General features: G+C 73.1%; 20 protein-coding genes. 5 read left to right on the forward strand and 15 right to left on the reverse strand.

The genetic code is table 11. The features are described from left to right. Window positions 1-132: 132 nt before the first annotated feature. Window positions 133-1656, reverse strand: a complete 1524-nt coding sequence (gene miaB / locus H5V45_RS07640) for a tRNA (N6-isopentenyl adenosine(37)-C2)-methylthiotransferase MiaB (protein WP_185252378.1) — start codon at window positions 1654-1656, stop codon at window positions 133-135. A 52-nt stretch (window positions 1657-1708) separates the two neighbouring features. Between miaB and H5V45_RS07645 the strand changes: the two genes are divergently transcribed. Next, window positions 1709-3280, forward strand: coding sequence for a CehA/McbA family metallohydrolase (locus tag H5V45_RS07645; RefSeq protein WP_185252379.1), 1572 nt, complete (start codon window positions 1709-1711; stop codon window positions 3278-3280). Window positions 3281-3322: 42 nt separating this feature from the next. Here H5V45_RS07645 and H5V45_RS07650 read toward each other — a convergent pair whose 3' ends face one another. After that, the gene (locus H5V45_RS07650) at window positions 3323-3784 is read right to left on the reverse strand and encodes a hotdog fold domain-containing protein (RefSeq protein WP_185252380.1); all 462 of its coding nucleotides are present in this window, start codon (window positions 3782-3784) and stop codon (window positions 3323-3325) included. Between the two features lie 93 nt (window positions 3785-3877). On the opposite strand from H5V45_RS07650, the gene H5V45_RS07655 reads away from it, so the two are divergent. After that, the gene (locus tag H5V45_RS07655; RefSeq protein WP_185252381.1) at window positions 3878-4747 is read left to right on the forward strand and encodes a patatin-like phospholipase family protein; all 870 of its coding nucleotides are present in this window, start codon (window positions 3878-3880) and stop codon (window positions 4745-4747) included. A 3-nt stretch (window positions 4748-4750) separates the two neighbouring features. Here the strand turns inward: H5V45_RS07655 and H5V45_RS07660 are convergent, their stop codons facing one another. Both H5V45_RS07660 and H5V45_RS07665 read right to left on the reverse strand, forming a co-directional pair. Next, window positions 4751-5152 (reverse strand): VOC family protein, encoded by a 402-nt coding sequence (locus tag H5V45_RS07660; protein WP_185252382.1) that lies wholly within the window; start codon window positions 5150-5152, stop codon window positions 4751-4753. After that, window positions 5149-5928, reverse strand: coding sequence for a trans-aconitate 2-methyltransferase (locus H5V45_RS07665; protein WP_185252383.1), 780 nt, complete (start codon window positions 5926-5928; stop codon window positions 5149-5151). Before H5V45_RS07665 ends, H5V45_RS07660 begins: the two co-directional genes overlap by 4 nt. A 108-nt stretch (window positions 5929-6036) precedes the next feature. Here H5V45_RS07665 and H5V45_RS07670 point away from each other — a divergent pair, with 108 nt between their 5' ends. Then, entirely contained in the window at window positions 6037-6522 is a 486-nt protein-coding gene (locus H5V45_RS07670; protein WP_185252384.1) for a MarR family winged helix-turn-helix transcriptional regulator, read from the forward strand. A gap of 114 nt (window positions 6523-6636) precedes the next feature. Here H5V45_RS07670 and H5V45_RS07675 read toward each other — a convergent pair whose 3' ends face one another. The 8 genes from H5V45_RS07675 to H5V45_RS07710 form a co-directional block, all read right to left on the reverse strand. Next, window positions 6637-8460, reverse strand: a complete 1824-nt coding sequence (locus H5V45_RS07675; RefSeq protein ID WP_185252385.1) for an ABC-F family ATP-binding cassette domain-containing protein — start codon at window positions 8458-8460, stop codon at window positions 6637-6639. A 1-nt stretch (window position 8461) separates the two neighbouring features. Next, window positions 8462-9394, reverse strand: coding sequence for a 4-(cytidine 5'-diphospho)-2-C-methyl-D-erythritol kinase (locus H5V45_RS07680; RefSeq protein ID WP_343061469.1), 933 nt, complete (start codon window positions 9392-9394; stop codon window positions 8462-8464). Next, window positions 9391-10254, reverse strand: a complete 864-nt coding sequence (gene rsmA / locus H5V45_RS07685) for a 16S rRNA (adenine(1518)-N(6)/adenine(1519)-N(6))-dimethyltransferase RsmA (RefSeq protein WP_185252386.1) — start codon at window positions 10252-10254, stop codon at window positions 9391-9393. The genes H5V45_RS07680 and rsmA overlap by 4 nt, the downstream gene beginning before the upstream one ends. Window positions 10255-10296: 42 nt before the next feature. Beyond that, window positions 10297-11415, reverse strand: coding sequence for a resuscitation-promoting factor (locus tag H5V45_RS22300; protein WP_281385821.1), 1119 nt, complete (start codon window positions 11413-11415; stop codon window positions 10297-10299). A gap of 307 nt (window positions 11416-11722) precedes the next feature. Further along, a complete protein-coding gene (locus H5V45_RS07695; RefSeq protein ID WP_185252387.1) occupies window positions 11723-12625 on the reverse strand; it encodes a TatD family hydrolase in 903 nt (300 codons plus the stop codon). Beyond that, complete coding sequence (locus tag H5V45_RS07700) at window positions 12622-13461, reverse strand: alpha/beta fold hydrolase (protein ID WP_185252388.1); 840 nt, start codon at window positions 13459-13461, stop codon at window positions 12622-12624. The genes H5V45_RS07695 and H5V45_RS07700 overlap by 4 nt, the downstream gene beginning before the upstream one ends. Then, window positions 13458-14297 (reverse strand): 16S rRNA (cytidine(1402)-2'-O)-methyltransferase, encoded by an 840-nt coding sequence (rsmI, locus tag H5V45_RS07705; RefSeq protein WP_185252389.1) that lies wholly within the window; start codon window positions 14295-14297, stop codon window positions 13458-13460. The genes H5V45_RS07700 and rsmI overlap by 4 nt, the downstream gene beginning before the upstream one ends. A gap of 24 nt (window positions 14298-14321) precedes the next feature. Further along, a complete protein-coding gene (locus tag H5V45_RS07710) occupies window positions 14322-15275 on the reverse strand; it encodes an endonuclease/exonuclease/phosphatase family protein (RefSeq protein ID WP_185252390.1) in 954 nt (317 codons plus the stop codon). 142 nt (window positions 15276-15417) lie between these two features. Here H5V45_RS07710 and H5V45_RS07715 point away from each other — a divergent pair, with 142 nt between their 5' ends. Next, entirely contained in the window at window positions 15418-17100 is a 1683-nt protein-coding gene (locus H5V45_RS07715) for a dolichyl-phosphate-mannose--protein mannosyltransferase (protein WP_343061470.1), read from the forward strand. A 32-nt stretch (window positions 17101-17132) separates the two neighbouring features. Here the strand turns inward: H5V45_RS07715 and H5V45_RS07720 are convergent, their stop codons facing one another. Next, window positions 17133-18440 carry an exonuclease/endonuclease/phosphatase family protein gene (locus H5V45_RS07720; protein WP_185252392.1) on the reverse strand — a complete coding sequence of 436 codons (1308 nt, stop codon included), beginning with the start codon at window positions 18438-18440 and terminating at the stop codon, window positions 17133-17135. Between the two features lie 147 nt (window positions 18441-18587). Next, window positions 18588-19550, reverse strand: coding sequence for an SDR family NAD(P)-dependent oxidoreductase (locus H5V45_RS07725; RefSeq protein ID WP_185252393.1), 963 nt, complete (start codon window positions 19548-19550; stop codon window positions 18588-18590). Between the two features lie 35 nt (window positions 19551-19585). Between H5V45_RS07725 and H5V45_RS07730 the strand changes: the two genes are divergently transcribed. Then, window positions 19586-19990, forward strand: a complete 405-nt coding sequence (locus tag H5V45_RS07730; RefSeq protein WP_185252394.1) for a TIGR03618 family F420-dependent PPOX class oxidoreductase — start codon at window positions 19586-19588, stop codon at window positions 19988-19990. 10 nt (window positions 19991-20000) lie between these two features. Here H5V45_RS07730 and H5V45_RS07735 read toward each other — a convergent pair whose 3' ends face one another. Continuing rightward, a complete protein-coding gene (locus H5V45_RS07735) occupies window positions 20001-20726 on the reverse strand; it encodes a ZIP family metal transporter (protein ID WP_185252395.1) in 726 nt (241 codons plus the stop codon). Window positions 20727-20755 lie beyond the last annotated feature (29 nt).

Here is a 20755-nt window from a genome sequence, read left to right on the forward strand (position 1 = left end):
GCGGTGGCCCGGGCCGGCAAACCCGGCTGGCCCGTGCCTGTGGAGGGCCGCGTCAGGAGGTTGTGTGGTGGATCCGGTTCACCTGGTGAACCGGATCAACCACACAAGGATCGCGGACGGCGAGCGCCGCGCTCAGCCGCAGGCGGGCGCGGCCGGGAGCGGGGCGGGGACGCCGAGGGTGGGCATGCCGAGCGTGACGCCGGCACCGGACGCGCCGACACCGGACGCACCAGCGGGCGCGTTGCGCAGGTCCCAGGCGTCGCCGGAGCGGGTCCGGCGCACGGCGCGGACGGGGCCGTCGGCCACCAGGTGGTGGGGGGCGGCCTGGGTGACCACGACGGTGACCATGTCGCCGGGGCGCACGGAGTCGGCCTCGACCTGCGAGAAGTCGGCCGCGAAGTGGACCAGCCGGTTGTCCGGGCCGCGACCGGAGAGGCGGTGGGTGGCGGCGTCCTTGCGGCCCTCGCCCTCGGAGACCATCAGCTCGACCTCGCGGCCGACCAGCTTCTTCGCCTCGTTCCAGGCGACCTGGTTGACGACCTCGACGAGCCGCTCGTAGCGGTCGCGGACGACGTCCGGGCCGATCTGATGGGGCAGCGTGGCGGCGGGGGTGCCGGGGCGCTTGGAGTACTGGAAGGTGAAGGCGTTCGCGAACCGCGAGGCCCGCACCACGTCCAGGGTCGCCTCGAAGTCCTCCTCGGTCTCGCCGGGGAAGCCGACGATGATGTCGGTGGTGATCGCGGCGTCGGGCATAGCCGCGCGGACCCGGGAGATGATGCCGAGGAACTTCGACTGGCGGTACGACCGCCGCATGTCCTTGAGCACCTTGTCGGAGCCGGACTGCAGCGGCATGTGCAGCTGCGGCATGACGTTCGGGGTCTCGGCCATCGCCTCGATGACGTCGTCGGTGAACTCCGCCGGGTGCGGGCTGGTGAAGCGGACCCGCTCCAGCCCCTCGATCTCGCCGCAGGCGCGCAGCAGCTTCGAGAACGCCTGCCGGTCGCCGAACTCCACGCCGTACGCGTTGACGTTCTGCCCCAGCAGCGTGACCTCGCTGACGCCCTCGGCGACCAGCGCCTCGATCTCGGCGAGGATCTCGCCGGGTCGGCGGTCCTTCTCCTTGCCGCGCAGCGCCGGGACGATGCAGAAGGTGCAGGTGTTGTTGCAGCCGACCGAGATCGAGACCCAGGCGGCGTACGCCGAGTCGCGCTTGGTCGGCAGCGTCGAGGGGAAGACGTCGAGCGACTCGAGGATCTCGACCTGCGCCTCCTCCTGCGAGCGCGCGCGGTCGAGCAGGGCCGGGAGCGAGCCGATGTTGTGGGTGCCGAAGACGACGTCGACGTACGGCGCCTTCGTGGTGATCGTGGCGCGGTCCTTCTGCGCGAGGCAGCCGCCGACGGCGATCTGCATGCCCGGGTTCGCGGCCTTAATCGGCGCGAGGTGCGACAGGTTGCCGTAGAGCTTGTTGTCGGCGTTCTCGCGCACCGCGCAGGTGTTGAAGACGACGACGTCGGCCTGGACCTCGAACGGCGCCCCGTCGCGCTGGAAGGGCGCGTAGCCGGCCGCCTCGAGCAGCCCGGTCAGCCGCTCGGAGTCGTGGACGTTCATCTGGCACCCGTAGGTGCGGACCTCGTACGTGCGCGTTGCTTCAGCCATGACGCCGATAAGGGTACGGCGGGCGCCCGGTCGGCCGTAATCTCGGACGACCATGTGCGAACACCACTGCTCCCCCGACCAGACCCCGTCCCACCCCGGTCTCGACCGCCGCTCGGTGCTGCGGCTCGGCGCCGGCGTCGTCGCCGTCGGCGCCGTCACCACCGTCGCCCCGCTGGTCCCGGCCGCGGCCGCCGACGGGGCCAGGCCGGGCCGCGGAAAGGTCATCACCAAGGTCTTCAAGGGCGAGTTCAACGACCCGGACACGGCGGACTGGCACTACCTGCCGTTCCGGGTGCCGCGTGGGGTGCGCCGGATCCACGTGTCCTACGAGTTCGAGCCGACCGACACCGGCGTCGGCATCAGCTACAACGTCGTCGACATCGGGCTCTTCGACGAGGGCGGCAAGGGCATCGGCGACGCCGACGGCTTCCGCGGCTGGTCCGGCGGCGCCCGCCGCGAGTTCACGATCACCCGGGCCCGGGCCACGCCGGGCTACCTGGCCGGCCCGATCCGCGCCGGGAAGTGGCACATCCTGCTGGGGCCCTACCTCATCACGCCGCCGGGGACGCCGTACGTCGTCACCGTGAAGCTGTTCAAGGGCCCCAAGGGCGAGCACTTCGAGCCGGCCCCGGCGCCGCAGGAGGTGCCCGGGACGCCGGCCGGGTGGTACCGCGGCGACCTGCACCTCCACACCGTCCACTCGGACGGCGCGCGCACCCAGCGCCAGCTGGTCACGGCCGCGCAGACGGCCGGGCTGGACTTCATCGGCTCCTCCGACCACAACACCAGCTCCGCGACGTACGTCTGGGGGCGGCACGCGCCGGACGGCTTCCTGGTCGTCAACGGCGAGGAGGTCACGACGCGCAGCGGGCACTGGCTGGCGATGGGGCTGCCGCCGATGACGTGGATCGACTGGCGCTACCGGGCCGAGGACGACCTGTTCCAGGTGTTCGCCGCGAAGGTGCGTGCGCTCGGCGGCATCGTGATCGCTGCCCACCCGAACAACCCGGTGCCGAGCATCCGCTGGGACCACGGCTACGAGCACGTCGACGCCATCGAGGCGTGGAACGGCCCCTGGACCACCGACGACCAGAAGACCGTCACGGACTGGCACGCGCGGCTGCGCCAGGGCTCCTACCTGCCGATCGTCGGCAACTCCGACTCCCACAACGACAGCCAGACCGTGGGGCTCGCGCAGACGTCGTACCGCCTCGGCTCGCTGTCCGCGGCCGAGGTCGTCGCGGCGGCCCGGGCCGGGCACGCCTGGATCGCCGAGTCCTCGACCGTCGACCTGACCTTCACCGCCACGCTGGGCGACGCGGTCGCGGAGTGCGGCGACCGCCTGGCGGCCGGCCCCGACGACACGGCCACCGTGGCGCTGCACGCCACCGGCGTGCCGGGCTCGCTGGCGCGGATCGTCGGCCCCGCGGGCGTCGTGGGCTTCGGCGTCGCGGACGCCGACGGCGTCCTCGACGTCACCGCGCAGGTGCCGGTCGGGACGACGGCGTTCGTGCGGGCCGAGGTCGGGCGTCCCAAGGGCGACGCCGGCAGCCCCGTGCAGACCACGCCCATCGACAAGATGGCCGCGCTGACGAACCCGATCTTCCTGGGGTCCGCCGGCTGACGGTTCGGTGGTCGAGTAGGTCGCGCAGCGACCGTATCGAGACTATTTCTTCGGGGTCACCCAGAGCCGGATGACGCCCTCGATCACGACCGTGCCGTCGGTGCGGACTCCGCGGACGCGGACGGGCAGGTCGGGGTCGTCGCCGGTCCACTGCTCGGGGTCGGTCTCGGCGATGCACGTGATGTCGCTGGTCGCCTTGGCGGTGTAGCTGATGTCCATGCCCTTGGGGATCCAGCGCCGGTCGGCCGGGATGGTCACCTCGGCGAGCGCCCCCATCGCCGCCTCGAGCCCGTTGCACAGCGCGATCGCGTGGACGGTGCCCAGGTGGTTGTGGACGCCACGGCGCTTGGGGATGCGGAGCTCGGCGTAGTTCGGCCGGATCTCCTGGAAGCGGGGGTGGATCGTGGCGAAGTACGGCGCCTTCTGGGCGAACAGCAGCGAGAAGACGCGCTTGCCCTGGGGCAGCTTGGACGTGGTGTTCCACAGGGAGAGGACCTGGCTCATGCGGCACACATTACCGGGCGGTAACTTCCAGCGTCACCGAGACGCTCGCCACGTCCGCCCGTGTCCGTCGGTGGCGTGCAGCATGATCGGCCCATGAGCGAAGCGGGAGCGAGCGGCAGCAGCGGGCGGCGGGGCGTGGTCCTCGGTGGCGGCGGGGTGACGGGCATCGCCTGGATGACCGGGATGCTCGCCGGGCTGCTGGAGGAGGGCGTCGACCTGAGCGGGGCCGACCTGGTGGTCGGGACCTCCGCCGGGTCGGCGGTGGGCGCCCAACTCACCACGGGGCTGGACCTCCCCGAGCTCCTGGAGCGCCAGCTGGCCCCGGTCGAGCCCGGGGCGCCGTACGCCGTCCTGGGCACGCGCGTGCTGCTCGGCTTCGGCTGGGCGATGCTGCGCTCCCGCGGCGACCTGGAGGGCTTCGGGCGACGCCTCGGGCAGTGGTCCGTCGACCGGGCGGCGGCGGGGAAGCTGCCGTCGCTGGAGGAGCGGTACGCCGCCATCCGCAGCCGGCTGCCGGTGCAGGAGTGGCCGGCGCCCGGACGCCTCGTCGTCACGGCGGTCGACGCCGACACCGGCGAGCTGCGGACCTTCGACGGCTCCGACGACGTCCCGCTGGTGGACGCGGTCGCGGCGAGCTGCGCCGTGCCCGGGGTCTACCCGCCCGTCCCGATCGGCGGCCGGCGCTACGTCGACGGCGGCGCCCGGTCGACCGCGAACGCCGACCTGGCCGCCTCGTGCGCGAAGGTCGTGGCCCTCACGCCGATCCCCCGGGCGGCCGGGCCGATGAAGTCTGCGCAGGCACAGCTCGGCGGCAAGCCGTCGGTGATCATCGCGCCGGACGAGGGCGCGCGTGCCGCCATCGGCAAGAACGTCCTCGACCCCGCGGCCCGCCCGGGCTCCGCCCGCGAGGGGCTGCGCCAGGGGCGGGCCGCGGCCGCCGAGGTCGGGGGACTCTGGGGCTGAGCCTCAGGGCTCCGGCGTCACGGGCGGGGCGAGGACCTCGACCCTGTTGCCGTGCGCGTCGAAGGTGTGCAGCCGCTCGTAGCCGGGGAACGTGTGCCGCTGGCTAAGGTCGACCTCGAACCCGGCCGCGGTCAGCCGCCCGGCGAGGACGTCCAGCTCGGCCGCGTGGTCCAGCAGCAGGGCCGGGTGCGCCTTGCGCGCGGGGGCGAAGGGGTCCTCCACCCCGACGTGGATCTCGGCGGTCACGACGCCCTCGGCGTCGTACGCACGGAACCACGCGCCGCCGCGACCGGCCAGGTCCGGTGGCTTCTCGACCTCGGTCAGGCCCAGCGCGTCGGCGTAGAACCGGCGCGCGTCGTCCTCGGCGCCGCGCGGGCACGCGACCTGGACGTGGTGCAGCCTCATGCGGGCACCTGCGCGACGACGAAGATCCGGCGGAACGGCAGCACGACGCCGTGGTCGATGGTGGGGTAGGCCGCCGCGAGCCGGGCCTTGAACTCCCGCTCGTAGTCCGCGCGCAGGTCGTCCGGCAGCGCCTGCAGGGTCGGCCGCGCGCCGGTGCCGGAGACCCAGGTGAAGACGGGGTCCTCGCCCGTGAGGACGTGGAGGTACGTCGTCTCCCACGCGTCGACCGTGCAGCCGAGGGCGGCCAGCGCCTCGAGGTACACCGCCGGGTCGTGGCTGGCCGGCGTCGCGACGTCCCGGGTGTGGGCGGCGTACGGCGCCTGCTCGGCGAGGTCGCGACGGATCGTGTGGCTGGGCTCGTCGAAGTTGCCGGGGACCTGGAAGGCCAGCCAGCCGCCGGGGCGGACGCGGCGGGCGAGGGCAGGGAGCAGCTCGAGGTGGCCGGGGACCCACTGGAGGGTGGCGTTGGAGACCAGCACGTCCACCTCCGCAGGCGCCCCCTGGGCCCAGTCGCGCAGGTCGGCGACCTCGAAGGTCACGCCGCCCTGCCGCCCGCGCTGCGCCCGCGCGACCATCTCGGCGCTGGCGTCCAGCCCGGTGACGGCCGCGTCCGGCCAGCGCTCGGCAAGGAGCGTGGTGAGGTTGCCGGGGCCGCAGCCCAGGTCGACGACCTCGCGCGGCGCCGTGGAACCGATCCGCGCCACGAGCTCGACGAACGGACGGCCGCGCTCGTCGGCGTACGTCAGGTAGCGGTCGGGGTCCCAGGTGTGCGCCATGCGGTGGCCTCTCGCTCTCGTTGATCTCTTGATGTCAAGATACTTTCATCGTCACCCCGATTTGTCTCGATGTCAAGATTCTCGACCGATCCGGGTAGACTGCCGCGCATGCGGGACGAGGTCGACGAGCTGGTCGAGGCGTGGGCGCGCGAGCGCGCGGACCTCGACCTGTCCGCGATGGCCGTGTTCAGCCGCATCTCCCGGCTCGCCCGCCACCTCGACCTGGCCCGCCGCGAGGCGTTCTCCGCCCACGGCATCGAGTCGTGGGAGTTCGACGTGCTGGCCGCGCTGCGCCGCGCGGGCGCGCCGTACGAGCTCTCCCCCGGGCGCCTCCTCAAGGAGACCCTGGTGACCTCGGGGACGATGACCAACCGGGTCGACCGGCTGGCCGCGCGCGGCTTCGTGGAGCGCTACCCCGACCCCGACGACCGCCGCGGCGTGATCGTCCGGCTGACCCGCGAGGGCAAGACCGCCGTCGACGGCGCCTTCGAGGCGCTGCTCGAGGCCGAGTCGACCCTGCTCGCCGACCTCCCCACCAAGGAGCACAAGAAGCTCGCATCCCTGCTGCGGACGCTGCTCACGCCGTTCGCGTGAGGGCGGTGCGGTGGCGGTTGCTTCATCACGGGATGCAGGTGAAGTTGCGCTTCCCACGGCGAGTTCACCGTGGGAAGCAACACGCTGACTGCATCCCGTGATGAAGCAGCTGGCCTACTCCAGCAGCTCCACGGCCTCGAGCCACTCGAGCTCGAGGGTCTCCTTCTCCTCGGCGAGGGCGGAGAGCTCGGCGCTGATCCTGGCGACCTTCTCGTAGTCCTGGGCGTGGGTGAGGACGTCGGCGTTGAGGGACGCCTCGAGCTCGGCGATCTTCTTCAGGCGCTTGTCGAGGCGGGCGACGTTCTTGCGGGCGGTGCGCTCCTCGGCGCTGCCGGGCTTGGGGCGCGAGGACCCGCCCGACGAGCCCGAGCCCGACCCACCCGAGCCCCCCGACCCATCCGAGGACGAGGAGGACGCGGAAGACGAGGAGGAAGGGGACGGCGCCTGCAGCGCCGCCTGCCGGCGCTCGAGGTACTCGTCGACGCCGCGGGGCAGCATCGAGATCTGGCCGTCGCCGAGCAGGGCCCAGACGGAGTCGGTGACGCGCTCGAGGAAGTACCGGTCGTGGGAGACGACGACCAGAGTGCCGGGCCAGCCGTCGAGGAAGTCCTCGAGGACGTTGAGGGTGTCGATGTCGAGGTCGTTGGTGGGCTCGTCGAGGAGCAGCACGTTCGGCTCGGTCAGCAGGAGCAGCAGCAGCTGGAAGCGGCGGCGCTCGCCACCGGAGAGCTCGCCGATCCTGGTGGTCAGCTTGTCGCCGGTGAAGCCAAAGCGCTCCAGCATCGAGGTCGCGGTGATCTCGCCGTCGCGGGTCTTCACCACGCGGCGGAACGACTCGACCATCGGCAGCACGCGGCCGTCGGGGTCGAGGTCGTCGAGCTGCTGGGTGAGGTGCTTCATCGCGATCGTGCGGCCGTGCTTGACCTTGCCGGCCGACGGCGCGAGGTCGCCGGCGAGCAGGGAGAGCACGGAGGTCTTGCCGGCGCCGTTGACCCCGACCAGTCCGACGCGGTCGCCGGGACCGAGCCGCCAGGTCGCGTGCGTGAGCAGCGACCGCTCGCCACGCTTCAGGTCGACGTCCTCGACGTCGATGACGTCCTTGCCGAGCCGCTGGGTCGCGAACTTCTGAAGCTCCATCCGGTCGCGCGGCGGGGGCACGTCCTCGATGAGCGCGTTGGCGGCCTCGATGCGGAACTTCGGCTTCGCCGTCCGGGCCGGCGCGCCGCGCCGCAGCCAGGCGAGCTCCTTCTTGGCGAGGTTCTGGCGGCGGGCCTCCGAGGCGGAGGCCTGGCGGGAGCGCTCCGCCTTCGCGAGCACGTACGACGCGTAGCCGCCCTCGTAGGCGTCGACGGTCCCGTCGTGGACCTCCCACGTCCACTGGCAGACCTCGTCGAGGAACCAGCGGTCGTGGGTCACGACGACCATCGCGGACGGGCGCTTGCGCAGGTGCTCGGCCAGCCAGGCCACGGCCTCGACGTCGAGGTGGTTGGTGGGCTCGTCGAGCACGATCAGGTCGTGGTCGCCGAGCAGCAGCGCGGCCAGCGAGCAGCGGCGCCGCTCGCCGCCGGAGAGGCCGAGCACCGGGCGGTCCAGCGAGACGCCGGCGAGGAGCACCTCGACGACCTCGCGCATCTTGAAGTCGGCCGCCCACTCGTGGTCGTCGCGCCCGCCGAGCACCGCCTCGCGGACCGAGTGCGTGTCGACGAGCTCGTCGCCCTGGTGGAGGTAGCCGATCTCGACGCCGCCGGTGCGCGAGACGCGACCGGTGTCGGGGGCCTCCAGGCCGGTCATCACCTCGAGCAGGGTGGTCTTGCCGTCGCCGTTGCGCCCGACGATGCCGATCCGCTCCCCCACCGAGATGCCGAGGGAGACGTCGGTGAGCAGCGGACGGATGCCGTAGGACTTCGAGACGCGCTCGAGGTTCAGGAGGTTGGCCATGTCAGACGTACTCCACGACGTGTGCGCCCGCGACGGGGCCGTTGGTGACCAGGATGACCGGGTGGTCGGGGTCGTCGAGCGCGCCCGCGACGCTGCGGGCGTGGTCGGGTGACTCGCAGAGGAAGACGCAGGTCGGGCCCGAGCCGGTGACCATCCCGCGCAGCGCGCCCTCGGACTCGCCGCGCTCGATGAGCGTCTCGAGGTCGGGGCGCAGGTCGAACGCCGCCGCCTGCAGGTCGTTGTGCAGCGCCGCCGCGAGCAGCAGCGGGTCGTGCGCGGCCAGGGCCGCGAGGAGCACGTCGGCGGGCGGCGGGTCCGCCGGGGCGTCCGGGAACAGCCGGTCGAAGTGGCGGTAGACCTCCGGGGTCGACAGCCCGGTCGCCGACGGGACGACGACCCACCACCAGGTGCCCGGGTCGGCGACCGGCTCCACCAGCTCGCCGCGCCCGGTCCCGAGCGCGGTGCCGCCGAGCAGGGCGAACGGCACGTCGCTGCCGAGCTGGGCGGCGAGCCCGAGCAGGTCCTCGTCGGTCGTCTGGGCGGCCCAGAGCCGGTCCAGCGCGACCAGGGCCGCGGCGGCGTCGGCGGAGCCGCCCGCGAGGCCACCGGCCACCGGGATCGCCTTGGTGATCTGGACGTCGCCGAGGCGGGCCAGCCCGTGGTGGGCGGCGAGCAGGTCGGCGGCGCGGTCGACGATGTTGTCGCCGTCGAGGGGGACGTCGGTGGGCTCGATGTAGTCCGCGGCGTCGAGCTCGATGCGCCAGGTGTCGGAGTCGGCGGCCGTGAGGTCGTCGTACAGCCCGACGGCCTGGTAGACGGTCGTCAGCGGGTGGAAGCCGTCCGGGCGCGGGGCACCGACACCCAGGTGCAGGTTGATCTTGGCGGGCGCACGCACGGTGAGGGCGTACGACGGCGGCAGCTGGATCGCGGTCACCGGGCCAGCCCCTCGGCGATCCGCGCGAAGTCGGTGACCTCGAGCGACTCGCCGCGGGTCATCGGGTCGACGCCCGCGTGCTCGAGCGCGGCGGTGGCCGCCTCGGAGGAGCCGGCCAGCTCGCGCAGGGCGCCCCGCAGGGCCTTGCGGCGCTGGGCGAAGGCGGCGTCGATCACGGTGAAGACCTCTTGTCGGGTGGCGGTGGTGGCGGGGGGCTCGCGGCGGGTCCAGGCGACCAGCCCCGAGTCGACGTTCGGTGCGGGCCAGAAGACGTTGCGGCCGACCGAGCCGGCCCGGCGCACGTCGGCGAACCACGCGGCCTTGACCGACGGGACGCCGTACACCTTGGACCCGGGGCCGGCGGCGAGCCGGTCGGCGACCTCGGCCTGGACCATGACGAGGCCGCGCTCGAGCGAGGGCAGCAGCGTCAGCATGTGGATCAGGACGGGCACCGAGACGTTGTAGGGCAGGTTCGCGACCAGGGCCGTCGGGGCGGGCCCGGGGACGGCGTCGATGCGCATCGCGTCGCCGAGGACGACCTCGAAGCGGTTGACGTGCTCGGGGGCGTACGACGCGATGGTGTCGGGCAGCAGGCCCGCGAGCTTCGGGTCGATCTCCACGGCGACCACGCGGCCGGCGACCTCGAGCAGCGCCAGCGTGAGCGACCCCAGCCCGGGGCCGACCTCGATGACGACGTCGTCGGCCGTCACGCCGGCCTCGCGGACGATGCGGCGCACGGTGTTGGCGTCGATCACGAAGTTCTGGCCGCGCTGCTTGGTGGGGCGGAGGTCGAGCCCGGCAGCGAGCTGACGCACCTCCGCCGGCCCGAGAAGCCTCGGACCGGCGGAGGAGTCAGACATGACGCCCAGCGTAGGGGGCACGTCGTGGAGCGGGTGGAGCGGTCAGTGCCCGGCCCCGCAGTGCGGCCAGGCGCCGTACCCGCCGGAGGCGGCACGAACCTTCTCCGCGATGCTGATCTGGTACTCGCGGCTGGTCAGGTCGGGTCGGCTCACGCCGCCGTAGGCCCGCCAGGTGCCGAGGTTGAACTGCAGGCCGCCGTAGTAGCCGTTGCCGGTGTTCGCGGCCCAGTTGCCGCCGGACTCGCACGCCGCGATGGCGTCCCAGACCGAGCCGCCGGGCACGTAGTTCGACGTCGGGGCCGGAGCCGCCTTGGTGCCGACCTTGACGAGCTCGTCGACCGGCGCACGCAGGACGTCCTGGGACACGACCTTGCGGACCTTCAGCTCGCCGTTGCGGAAGACGAGGCGGTAGGTCACGTTGCGCAGGCCGGTGGCGCCGGAGCGCACGACCTCGGTGTCGCCCTCGAGCATCGAGGCGTCGTCCTGGTTGACGGTGCCGAAGTCGACCGTCTCGCCCTTGACCTTCTTGGTGACGACCCGGACGTCGGTGAAGACGATCTTGTCGCCGTCGGTGACCTCGGCGCCGCGCGCCGGACGGGTGACGTCGTGCTTGTCGAGCTCGACGCCCATCTCCTGCAGCGCGTCGGACACGGTGAGCGCGGTGACGTTGCGGGTCACCGGCTTCTTGCCGGCCAGCGCGAAGGTCAGCTTCTTGGGGGTCACGATCGAGAGCTGGAGGCCCTCACGGTCGATCGTGCCGCCGCGGCTGGTGGAGAGGTCGGCGCCGGCGAAGCGGCGACCGATCTCGCCGAGGGCGTCGGCGACCTTGGTCGAGGTGACCCAGTAGGTCTGCTTGTCGCCGTCCACGTCGAGCTCGAGCGGGCGGCCGAACTGGACGGAGATGCTGCTGCCGTCCGTGACCTGCTCGTCGAGCCCCGGGGCGACCACGTCGTGCTCGCCGACCGTGATGCCCTCGGCGTCGAGGATGTCACCGACGGTGCTGCCCATGGCGGTCACCTGCTGGGACCTGCCGTCGAGCGAGAGGTTCACGGACTTGCTCATCGCGGTGTACCCGTAGGTCGTTCCGGCGATCGCCAGCAGCACCACGGTCGCGAGGGCGACCAGCAGGGGGCGGCTGTGGAGCAGTCGAGAGGGGGTCAAGCGGGCGGGGGTGGAGTGCTCATTGCTGGGCACGATTCTCCGAACGTCGTACTCCCCGGGCCTCGGGTTGCCAGCGCATGGACCGCGCGTGTCCACCGGTGGGTGAGCACGTGCGACGGGGGTTCAACATCGGTGCCGCCACGGTCCGCGGCGGCACCAGCACTGGTCAGATCGATCCCGATCCCGGCCATCAGTCACAAGACGATAACGATGACCGACGGCCTCGCCAACTCTTCGTGCCCCGGCTCACGGCCGACGTGAGCGGCGTCTCGACGGCAAAGAACCCTCCGGGACGGGCCGCGCACGGCTACCAGGAGCCGCCGAACGCCGCCTCGGTGTTGGCGTCCACGGCCGCGCAGAGCGCCTCCAGGTCGTCCCCGCGGACCTCCGCCATCGCCCGCACGGTGTGCGGGACGAGGTAGGAGGCGTTGGGGCGGCCGCGGTACGGCGTGGGCGTCAGGAACGGCGCGTCGGTCTCGACCAGGACCCGGTCCCGCGGCACGACCAGCAGGGCGTCGCGCAGGGGCTGGGCGTTCTTGAAGGTCACCGTCCCGGCGAAGCTGAGGTGGGCCCCGCGGTCCAGGCACTGCCGCGCGAAGGCCGCGTCGCCCGAGAAGCAGTGCATCACCCACCGGTCCGGCGCACCCTCCTCGTCGAGGACGCGCAGCACCTCCTCGTGGGCGTCCCGGTCGTGGATCACCAGGGTCTTGTCGAGGCGCCTGGCCAGGTCGATGTGCCGGCGGAACGACTCCACCTGGGCGGCCCGGCCGTCCTCGCCGGTGCGGAAGTGATCGAGCCCGGTCTCGCCGATCGCCCGGACCTTGTCGTGGGTGCGTGCCAGCGCCTCGATCTCGGCCATCGCCTCGTCGAGCGTGCCGGCAGCCGCCTGCCGGGGCGCCTCGTTGGGGTGGAGCGCCACCCCCGCGACGAGGGCGTCGTACGTCGCCGCCGCCTCGACCGCCCAGCGGGCGCCGGGCAGGTCGCAGCCGATCTGCACGATGCGCGGGACGCCCACGGCGCTCGCGGCGGCCAGGGCGTCGTCGGTGCTGAACCAGTCGTCGCCGTCGGCGATGTCGAGGTGGCAGTGGTTGTCCACGACCGGGTGCGGCAGCGGCTCGGGCGCCGGGGGCCGCTCACGGTCGCGGCGGCTGCCGGACCTCTCCTCGGTGGCGGCACGGGCCCGGGTGGGGCCGCCGGGTCCCTGCGTCATGCGGAGCGCATCCTCTCGATCGCGGCGGCGGCGAGCGCCGCCGGTGCCTGGGTGGGGATCCAGTGGCTGACGCCCTCGAGCACGACGAGGCGGTAGTCGCCGGACACGCGGGCGGCGGTGAGGTCGACGCCGCGGCGCGCGATCGCGGTGTCGCCGTCGCTCCAGACGAACGTCGTCGGCACGGCGACCCTCGCCCCCAGCCCGGAGCGGTCGGCGAACGGGAGCGCGCGGTACCACGACAGCCCACCGCGGAGGGCGCCGTCCAGCACGATCTCGGTGCGGAAGCGGTCGACCTCGTCGTGAGTCATCCCGGCCCGCCGCAGGTTGCGGTCGAAGCGGCCGCCGGGGCGCCGGGCGGACCACTCGGGGACGCGGGGCAGCTGGAAGAAGAGCATGTACCAGCTGTGCAGCCCCTGGCGTGACGTCGCGGCCGCGCGCACGAAGGCACCCGGATGGGGCACGGAGACGGCCGTGAGGCTCCGCACGAGGTCGGAGCGGTGCGCGGCGAGGTCCCAGGCGACGGCGGCACCCCAGTCGTGGCCGACCAGGTGCACCGGCGAGCCGATCCGGGCCACGAGCGCCTCGACGTCGGCGCGCAGCTCGGCGCTGCGGTGGTCGCGGCGGCGGCGCGGTCGGGCACAGGGCGAGTAGCCGCGCTGGTCGGGGGCGTAGGTGCGGTAGCCGGCCTCGTGCAGCAGCGGGGCCACCAGCCGCCAGCTGGTCGCGCGCTCGGGGAAGCCGTGCAGCAGCACGACCGGGGTCCCGTCGAGCGGGCCCTCGTCGCGCACGTCGAAGCGCAGGCCGTCGCGGTCGTACGACGTCAGCCGGTCGCTCATGCGCCGTGGACCAGGTTGTAGACCTCGCGCTTCGGCACGCCGGCGAGCCGGGCCACCTCGACGATCGCGTCCTTGCGGGTGCTCCCCCCGGCCTCGAGCCCGGCCACCGCGGCGCGCAGGCTGGCCTCGTCCCCGGCCACCTCCGGCGCGTTGACCGCCCCCGTGACCACGATCGTCACCTCGCCGCGGATGCCCTCGGCCGCCCACGCGACCAGCTCGGCGAGCGGCCCCCGGCGTACCTCCTCGTGGGTCTTGGTCAGCTCGCGGCAGACCGCGGCGGCCCGGTCGTCGCCGAAGGCCGTCGCCATCGCCGCCAGGGCCACCTCGGTGCGGTGCGGGGCCTCGAAGAAGACCATCGTGCGCTCCTCGCGCGCCAGGCCCTCGAGGCGGCGCGCCCGCTCCCCCGCCTTGCGCGGCAGGAAGCCCTCGAAGCAGAAGCGGTCGACCGGCAGCCCGGACACGGCGAGCGCGGTGAGGACCGCGGACGGGCCGGGCACGGCGGTGACCAGGACGCCGGCCTCGACGGCCGCGGCGACGAGCCGGTAGCCGGGGTCCGACACGCTGGGCATCCCCGCGTCGGTGACGAGCAGGACCCGCTCGCCCGCGAGCAGGGCCTCGAGCAGCACCGGGGTGCGGGCCGACTCGTTGCCCTCGAAGTAGGACACGACCCGGCCGGCCACCGTGACGCCGAGGTCGTTGGTCAGCCGGCGCAGGCGCCGGGTGTCCTCGGCCGCGACGACGTCGGCCGTCGCGAGCTCGTCGGAGAGCCGCGGTGGTGCGTCGGCCACGCGACCGATGGGGGTCGCGGCCAGCACGAGGACGCCGGGTGAGGTCACCCCCCGATCATCGCAGGGTGCCGCTCAGGGCAGTGCGGGGCCGGGGACGGGCGGGAGCCCCGTGACCGGCGAGAAGGGGTAGGCGGCCGCGATCGGGTAGTGGTCGGAGTGCCGGATGTCGTAGGCGACCTCGCACGAGGTGGCCGGGCCGGTCGTCCAGATCTGGTCGATGTACTGCGGCCCGTGGGTCCCCTTGCCGGTGGTGCCGCAGTCGCGCCACATGGCGACCAGCCCGCGGCCCGTGAGCTTCGTGTAGGGCAGCGCCTTGCGGTGCTCGCGGGCGTCGGCGGCGTACCCGACGTTGAAGTCGCCCATCACGAACACCTGGCCGGACGCGGCCTCCTCGTCGACGAGCAGGGCCGCGTTGCGGACCTGGTCCTTGTAGAACGACACCATCTTCGGGCGGTCCAGGCGCGGGACGCCGTTGCTCGTGGCGCCGGCGAGCAGGTGGAGGTTGATGATGCTGACGGGCTGGCCGGTCACCAGGTGGCGCAGGTGCACGACGGTGGCGATCGAGTCGGCGCGGAAGGAGCCGTTGCGGGGCATCTCGTCGCCGATGTCGCGGCCCTTCGCGATGAGGACCCCGCGGCCGGAGACGAACACGAACTTCGACTCGTCCCAGATGACCGGGTTCTGCTGCTTGAGCGGGACGTAGGAGCCCCAGCCGACCATGTCCGCGAGGTAGGCGCGCTTGGTGCCCTGGTTGGTCTCCTGCAGGCCGCCGACGTCGATGTGCGTCTTGAACTCCTCGACGCCCGCCTCGAAGTTCTCCAGCGGCTCGCCCGCGCGGATGTTGTAGCTGCCGATCCGCACGGGGACGGTCACCACGGGCGTTCCCAGGGCCGGTCCCCGGGCCGACACCAGGGCCGATGCGGGCGCGGTCGGCACGGCGGCCGAGGTGGACGGGACGCCGGCGCCGAGGAAGGCGGCCGCGAGCAGGGCCAGGGCGGCCGGGCGGGACAGGTGACGAGCAGGCATGAGGCACTCCGAGACAGCGGCGGTCCACGAGGATCCGCACCTCACCCGCACGGGTGAGTGCTCCGAGTGTAGGAACGACGCACCCCCGGCCGCAGCGTTATGCGGCGATCGCCCTCCGGCCCGGCACGTACAGTTTCCCCTCGTGACGACCGCCGCGCCCCCGGACCAGGACGCGCCCACGGTCGGCCTCTCCCGCACCACCGACGGCCGTCCCGTGCCGTCCGCCCGCGCGCGCGCGGCCGGGGCGCTGCAGCGGCTCGAGGACCCGGTGGTGAGCTGGTCGGCCGCCTTCGGCATCGGCCTGCTCGCGCTCTTCCTGCGCCTGTGGCACCTCGGGACGCCGCACGCCTTCGAGTTCGACGAGACCTACTACGCCAAGGACGCCTGGTCGCTGGCGAACTTCGGCTACGTCCGGGACTACACCACCAACGCCAACGACAAGATCCTCGACGGCACGGTCACCGGCGTCTGGAAGGACGGTCCGTCGATGATCGTCCACCCCGAGGTCGGGAAGTGGCTGATCGCGCTCGGCGAGAAGACCTTCGGCATGGACCCGTTCGGCTGGCGGGTCGCCTCCGCCGTGGTCGGCGCGCTCATGGTCGTGGTGATGTGCCGCCTCGCCCGCCGGATGACCGGGTCCACCGCCCTGGGCTGCGTGGCCGGCCTGCTGCTCAGCCTCGACGGCCTGCAGTTCGTGCTGTCCCGCCTGGCCCTGCTCGACATCTTCGTGGCGTTCTTCCTGCTCTGCGGGATCGCCTGCATGGTCAACGACCGCGACTGGTTCCGCGCCCGGATGGCGCGGCTGACCCCGACCCCGGTGCCCGGCTCGCGCGCCTGGGGCCCCGTGCGGCGGCTCGCGTTCCGCCCCTGGCTGCTGCTCGGCGGCGTCTGCTGGGGCCTGGCGTGCGGCTCCAAGTGGGAGGCGGTCTACCCGCTCGCCGCCTTCGGCGTGCTGACCTGGCTGTGGAGCGCCGGCGCCCGCCGCTCCTTCGGGGTGCGCTGGCCGCTGCTGAAGTCCGCGCTGGTCGACGGCGTGCCGGCGTTCCTGCACCTCGTGGTCGTCGCGTTCGTGGTGTACGTCGCCACCTGGACCGGCTGGCTGATCCACGCCCAGGAGTACGAGACCCACCTCTCCGCCACGCAGTACACCCACTACGCCGGCGGCCAGGACTGGCCGACCCGCGACGAGAAGGACGCGTCCGGCTTCGGCGAGGTCACGCAGTCGCTCCGCTCGCTCGCGAGCTACCACCGCGACGTCTACATGTTCCACACGCACTTCCTCAACGACAGCACGCACGTCTACGCCTCGAAGCCGTCCGGCTGGCTGCTCCTCAACCGGCCCGTCGGCGTCGACGCCGACGTCGACATCCAGCCCGGCACCCGCGGCTGCGACGCACCGGCCGACAGCGACTGCCTGCGCCAGGTGCTGCTCCTCGGCACCCCGGCCATCTGGTGGGCGGGGGTCGGGGCGCTGCTGTTCGCCGCCGTGATGTGGGTCGGCGCACGCGACTGGAGGTACGGCGTCGCCGTGGTCGGCACGGCGTCGACCTGGCTCCCCTGGCTGCAGTACGACGACCGGCCGATCTTCAGCTTCTACGCGGTCATCACCCTGCCGTTCGTGGTGCTCGCGCTCACGCTCGCCATGGGCGCGTTGATCGGCCGCGACCGCGCACCGAGCCCCCGGCGTACCGCCGGAGTCATCGCCGCCGGCGCCTACTTCGTGCTGGTGCTGGTGAACTTCGCGTGGTTCTGGCCGATCTGGACCGACGGCCTGCTGACCCACGCCGAGTGGCTCGACCGGATCTGGTTCGAGCGCTGGATCTGACCTCCGGCCGCGCGGCCGGGGGGGGCGGGGGCCTACTTGTTGGACAGGATCGTCCCGGTGGCGACGTCCTGGCCCGCGACCGGGACCGTGTTGAGCGCGTTGACCAGCTGGAGCTGGAACGTCTCGTCGTCCTCCGGGTTCTCCTTGCGCTTGTCGATGGTCAGCGTGACGACGACGTCGTTGGTCGTCAGGTCGCTGTCCCACAGCTGGCTGTCGTCGACGGTGAAGTCCTTGCCGAGCTCGGCCGTGCCGCCCGGGACCACCTGCACGTTGGTGTTGCCGACGAGCGGCAGGCTCTGCGTGAGGGTGAAGTACATCCGCGGCCGGTCGCCGTTCTCCCACCGCTGGTGGTGGGTGAGCGCGAGGTCCTTGAACGCGACCGACCCGACGGTCGGCGTGTAGCCCACCGGGGGCGTGCCGAGCGTGTAGGTCGCGACCGCCGGGAAGTGGTCGGACTGCTTGACGGTCCGGAAGATCTCGGTGTTCGCGGCACCACCGACCGTGTAGACCTGGTCGATCAGGGCGTCCTGGTGGGTGCCGTACTTCTTGGTCAGGTAGGGGCTGCCCTGCCACATCGAGGTGTAGCCGATCGCCTTGAACTGGCGGTAGGGCAGCGCCTTGCGGCGCTCGCGCAGGTCGGCCTTGTAGCCGACGTTGAAGTCGCCGAAGATGAAGACGCGGTCGCTCACGGCGCTCTCGGCCTTGACGGCGCGCACGGCGCCCGCCACCTGCTTGGTGTAGAGCTTGAAGAGCTTCGGGCGGCCCGGTGTCGGGTGACCGGCCTTCACCGCTCCGGGGACCAGGTGCACGTTGATGACCGACAGCTTCTGGCCGGTGGCCCGGTCGACGAGCCGCACGACCGTGGCGTACGACGGCTTGCGGACCTCGGGGGTCACGCCCTTCTCGTCGTCGATGACCATGCCGTCGGCGAGCTTGAAGCCGCTGCCGCGCACGAGGTCGAAGTCGGCGCGCCGCCAGATGACGGGGTTCTGCTCCATCTCCTCGGCGGCGAAGACGCCCCAGCTCCGGTCGCTGGCGAGGTGGGTCCGCTTCGGGATCTGGCCGATCTCCTGGAAGCCGGCGATGTCGGGCAGCGCGACGGCCTTGAAGGCGTCCGAGGCCGCGTTGAAGTCCGGGATGCTCACGCCCGCACGGACGTTGTAGGTCCCGATCCGGATGATGCGCTCGACGGGGGCCGGGTCGTCCTTGGCGCCGGCGCCGGCGGCGGCACCGGCCCGGGACGGGGCGGCCTGCGCGCTCGTCTCGGAGGCGACGGCGAGGCCGCCGCACGCGAGCGTGGCGAGGAGGGTGGCGACGAGCGGGCGGGTGATGAGGCGCAACTGGATCTCCGAGGGAGCCGGGGCAGGTCCCGACCACGATAGGAGCGGTCTAGTCCGCGCGTCGCGGTAACCGACCACACCACCCGTTCGGACACCGAGATTGACCCGAACGGACTATGCCCGGCCTAGTCCGGTGGTCCCGCAGCGTCAGGCGTCGTCGAGGTCGAGCTGGTCGGCCACCCAGGCCCAGGTCCGCGCCCGCTCCGCGCTGCCGGTGCGGGTGCTCGGCAGCAGGTGCGTGGGCCGGTCACGGCGGTCGTGCCAGAGCCGGCCGCCGGGCGGCACCGGCTCGGTCGCGGCCAGCCAGACCGTGGTGTCGGCCCCGCCGACGGCGTCGCGCAGCAGCGGCCCGGTGACCTTGTGGAAGGTCGGCAGCGAGTCGACGACGCCGGGGGTGTCCGCCCACCCGGGGTGGGTGGCGTGCACCGTGGTGCCCTCGGGCGACCAGCGCTGCTCGAGGACCGGGAGCAGCTCGACCTGGGCCCGCTTGCTGCGGGCGTACGCCGTCGCGGGCTTGTAGTCGCCCTTGAGGTACTCGAGGTCGTCGTCGCGGAGCTTCTGGCCGTACATCCCGCCGGACGTCACCATCAGCACCCGGCCGCCGAGCAGTCGCGGACGCAGCAGCTCGGTCATCAGCACCGGGCCGAGGACGTGCAGCGCCATCGTCAGCTCGTGGCCCTGCGGCGACTCGGTGCGCCGCGGCGGCATCGCGCCGGCGTTGTGCACCAGCACGTCGACCCGCTCGGCCTCGAGCTCACGCGCGAAGCGGCGTACGTCGTCGAGGTCGCCGACGTCGCAGCGGTCGATGTCGACCGGGGCGTTCGGGAAGCGCGTGCGCAGGTCGCGGGCGAGGCCCTCGGCCTTGTCGACGTCGCGCACCACCATGCGCAGCCCGGCGCCGAGCGCGAGCACGCCCTCGGCGGTCGCGAGGCCCAGGCCGGAGGTGGCGCCGGTGACGGCGACGACCTTGCCCTGCAGCGAGCCGGGGGCCGGATCGGCGGGCCAGCCGGGCAGGTGGCGGCGGACGGCGAGGCCGGTGCGGAGGTAGCCCGGCGCGACCAGCCGGTCGAGGGTGGTGTCGAGGGCGCGGGCGACGGGCAGGGGCAGCATGCGGCCGACGGTAGTCGGCAGGTCACAATCGGGCGGTGAGCACCTGGACCCCGGGATGGGACACCCTCCCCGACGACCTGCTGGCCTTCTGGACCGAGCGGCACCTGGCGACCCTGTCGACGGTGCGCGCCGACGGGCGCCCCCACGTCGTGCCCGTCGGGGTGACGCTCGACGTCGAGGAGCGCTGCGCCTGGGTGATCACCTCCGGGACGTCGTACAAGGCGCGCACGCTGGCGACGCCGGGCCCGGTCGCGGCGTGCCAGGTGGACCGGGCGCGCTGGTCGACCATCGAGGGCACCGGCGTGGTCGTGACCGACGCGGAGTCGGTGGCGCGAGCGGTCGAGAGGTACGCCGCCCGCTACCGCACCCCGCGGGAGAACCCGGCCCGCGTGGCGATCCGCATCGAGGTCGACCGGGTCCTGTCCTCCCGGACGGTCTGAGGCCCGCGGCTCAGGCCATGGACAGCAGAAACGCGCAGGTGAAGCCGAGGGCCGTGACGAGACCGACGAGCGCTCCCGCGTGCTCGACGGCCTCGGGGACCATCGTGTCGGCGAGCATCGTGAGGATCGCGCCGGCGGCGAACGCCTGGGTGACCGCGACGACCACGGCCGGCGCCCCGCCGAGGACCACGAACCCGAGCCCGGCCGCGAGCGTCGAGGCGACCAGGACGCCACCCCACAGTCCGAGGACGTAGCGGACCGAGCGCCCGTCGGACCGCATGCCGGCGGAGGCCGACAGCGACTCGGGGATGTTCGACAGGAAGACGGCGACGACCACGGCCACCCCGACCGAGCCGCCGCCCACGAGGCTCACGCCGATGGCGGCCGACTCCGGGATGCCGTCGAGGAGGGCGCCGAGGACCAGGGCGCCGGCCCCGGCCCCCGCGGGCGAGCCGTTCGGGCTCTTGCGTCGGTGGCCGCCCCGCCGGTCGATGAGCGCGTCACCGACGAAGAAGACGACGGAGCCCGCGAGCAGCCCGATCACCACGGCGTCGGCGCCGGACCGGTCGTAGGCCTCGGCCGTCAGCTCGAAGGCGACCGCGCTGAACAGCACCCCGGTGCCGAACGCCATGACGAGGCCGACGAAGCGCTTGCTCGTCGGCAACCAGATCCCGGCGGCCGCACCGATCAGCAGGGCGAAGCCGCCGACGAAGCCCCAGAACGACGCCTCCCACATGCGGACGATGCTGCCATGCCCGCGGCCGG

The organism is Nocardioides luti, from assembly GCF_014212315.1.
In the GTDB taxonomy this organism is placed as follows: domain Bacteria; phylum Actinomycetota; class Actinomycetes; order Propionibacteriales; family Nocardioidaceae; genus Nocardioides; species Nocardioides luti.